The sequence below is a fragment of the Bacteroidota bacterium genome (assembly GCA_018698135.1).
GTDB lineage: Bacteria > Bacteroidota > Bacteroidia > CAILMK01 > JAAYUY01 > JABINZ01.
In genome coordinates this window covers 1-2,857 of the sequence record JABINZ010000064.1, presented here as the reverse complement: position 1 = coordinate 2,857, position 2,857 = coordinate 1, and the positions used below count along the sequence as shown (strand labels likewise).

At 34.1% G+C, this 2,857-nt stretch carries 3 protein-coding genes; 1 reads left to right on the top strand and 2 read right to left on the bottom strand.

Annotated features, from left to right (window positions below; all coding sequences use genetic code 11):
- Positions 1 to 99: 99 nt before the first annotated feature.
- Together HOG71_03870 and HOG71_03865 are read right to left on the bottom strand one after the other, a co-directional pair.
- Complete coding sequence (locus HOG71_03870; GenBank protein MBT5989970.1) at positions 100 to 369, bottom strand: hypothetical protein; 270 nt, start codon at positions 367 to 369, stop codon at positions 100 to 102.
- A 513-nt stretch (positions 370 to 882) separates the two neighbouring features.
- The gene (locus HOG71_03865; GenBank protein ID MBT5989969.1) at positions 883 to 1,761 is read right to left on the bottom strand and encodes a T9SS type A sorting domain-containing protein; all 879 of its coding nucleotides are present in this window, start codon (positions 1,759 to 1,761) and stop codon (positions 883 to 885) included.
- 215 nt (positions 1,762 to 1,976) lie between these two features.
- On the opposite strand from HOG71_03865, the gene HOG71_03860 reads away from it, so the two are divergent.
- The coding region (locus HOG71_03860; GenBank protein MBT5989968.1) for a cytochrome C at positions 1,977 to 2,857 on the top strand (881 nt) is incomplete at its 3' end.

Here is a 2,857-nt window from a genome sequence, read left to right as displayed (position 1 = left end):
TGAATTTCCAAAGTTCAGTCTTGGACAGATCTCTTTTTTATTATACCTTTACTTAACATATATTTTTTTACACCAATGATATTAATCTTTATTTTGGTATCATTGGTGTTTTATCAACATTCGACTTTGAACAACTTCATAATGAACATCATACAATGAGCTATCTAATTCCAAATTTTTGTATAAGCGTTCGTCAGCACCCTGTCCAGGAATAAAATAGAGGATTTTCTTTTCTTGAATTGCTTGTGAGAATGAGTTCATGCTGTTCAAAAATAAGAAGACTATGAGGATATATTTAAAACTGATTGACAGATTTCGAATTCCCCCCAACTGTTTTGCATCATTTTCAATCTGACATACTTTGTACATTGAGTGTCTTTGCATGTTTGACGAAGAAGTATCTTGTTTAGTTACAGATACGTTTGAGTCGCTCCTCTGGTTTAAGTTTGCAACTTAAACCACTTGCTGAGGAATGCTTTAAATTAAAAATCCTATTCAATCATAAACTCTCTTTCAATTCAAAAGAATAATTCTCATTTGCAAAATAGAGAGATTTTTGGTTAGCTTTTAGAAGGGATTAAGTCACAGACTTAATCCAGAGCTGATACATTTGAGTCGCTCCTCTGGTTTAAGTTTGTAACTGAAACCGTTTCCATATGAAAGTTTTAACTAAAAAGAATGTTCATTCATTCCAATTCAATAGGATGATTTTCTCCTTGTCAATCTGGTGATCTTTTCGTTGGTTTCTTTTCCTACAGGGATTAAGTCACAGACTTAATCCAGGGCTTGTTCTAATCTGACATACTTTGAACATTGAGTGTCTTTGCCTATTTGACAAAGAACTTGCTTGTAAAGTTACAGACTTATTCCAGAGCGAGGCATTTAATGAATCAATAGCTGTTCAACTGTTATGGAATTGGAATGCTGAATTCTCACCCAATAAAAGCCCTGATCAAAAGAATTTAAGGGAAGTGTAATGGAATTTTGATTAATATCTTCTTTTTTAACAACAAACTCGCCTAAGGCATTGATAATCTTAACAGAAAAAATTAAACTGGAAGACCTTATATACACAATTTCAGTTGCCGGATTCGGATAAATAAAAACCTCATCCAATTCAATTTCATTCATGGAAGATGTTGAACTGTCATATTCAATAACATAGTAAATGGTATTTGCAGAACTTATGTCGTTCCACTCTCCTGCGATCCCAAGTAAGGTTGTTCCTGATGGCCATCCTGCTAATGCAATGGCTGCTCCATCTTGATTTGAGGCATAATCATCTGGTTCTTTAACCGTTCCCTCTGATGTTCCTCCCCAATTATTATACAATCCAGCTACTGCACTTCCTCCACCTGATCCTGCACCGCCTTGACCATTCCAGAAGTTAACACCACTTGCATCATCATCACCATCCCAAAGCCAAGAGCCCTCTGTATTCTTATCGGTAGCTCCTATCCAAATGTATGCAATGCCTCCTCCATCGTTAACTGTTGTATAGTTAGATGATATTCCTGCATTATTCTTTATTGTTCCATAAATCAGATCTTGCTCAACTGAATTATTAATTTCCGCTAAATAACCTCCCCGTTCTACCGCACAGGCTGCTGCTTCTGTCCAGTTTTTTTTCTCTTTTACTATTTCATATTTCTTTGCATTGAAGCTAACTGTGAAGATATTATTCGTGTCAGCACAATTTTGAGATCTGGACGAAAGTTGAAAAAACACCATCAGTATTAGGAATGAAGTTATCGTTTTCATAACAGGATTTATGATTGGTTTATACAAATATAAAATGGAATTTAAATTAATACCTAATTGTCTGAAAACAATTCCACGATTTTAAAGCAATACAAAATCATAATATTATTATATACTAATATCACTATAGCCATGATATATGTCAGTCAGAAATCAAGCACTTAATTGCTTAAATCAGGTATATTTGACATTAGCATTTATTAAATCATTATAACATGAAACTTCCAAAATATTACTACAACTGGTTATCAATCGTAGGAACCTTAATTGCTTTCTTCTTTTTTATTCTGATTATTTTATTATTTGTTTTATCGATCATTTTTAATTTAGGAGCAAGTTATGTTGGCTTGCTACTTTATATCGTATTGCCGGGACTGATGATTATTGGTCTGCTCCTTATCCCAATAGGTATGTTTACTAAAATGCGTAGAGATAAACGAGGCGAAAAAACAGATGTTAAAAGATTACCCTATGTTGACTTAAATATTAGCCGTCACAGAAATGCTTTTATAATCGTATCGTTGTTTACCATCATTCTATTATTTGCCACATCCATAGGAAGTTATGAAGCTTTTCACTATTCTGAATCGGTGGAGTTCTGTGGCACACTTTGTCACAAAGTAATGGAACCTGAATATGTAGCTTACCAAAATTCACCTCATGCGCGTGTAAAGTGTGTTGAGTGCCATGTTGGAGAAGGTACTGACTGGTATGTTCGGTCAAAACTTTCAGGGCTTTATCAGGTATATTCAGTGTTAGCTAAAAAGTATCCAAAGCCAATTTCGACACCTTTGCACAATTTACGACCAGCAAGGGAAACATGTGAAAAATGTCATTGGCCCGAAAAATTCTATGCCCGAAAAATGAGGATTCAAAAGAACTTTCTAGCAGATAATAACAATTCAGAATGGGATATTATTTTACAAATGAAAACAGGTCCAACACATTCGGCTCTTGGTTTAGAAGAAGGTATTCACTGGCATATTAATCCAGATGTAAAGATTGAATATGTTTATGATGATGAAGATAAGGAAAACATTATATGGGTAAAATATACAAATACAAAAACGGGCAAATACAATATTTACAAAAACAC

What these genes read in the sequence shown, in the direction of transcription:
- HOG71_03870 (MBT5989970.1), bottom strand. Translation starts at nt 369, where the DNA reads ATGTACAAAGTATGTCAGATTGAAAATGATGCAAAACAGTTGGGGGGA.
- HOG71_03865 (MBT5989969.1), bottom strand. Translation starts at nt 1,761, where the DNA reads ATGAAAACGATAACTTCATTCCTAATACTGATGGTGTTTTTTCAACTT.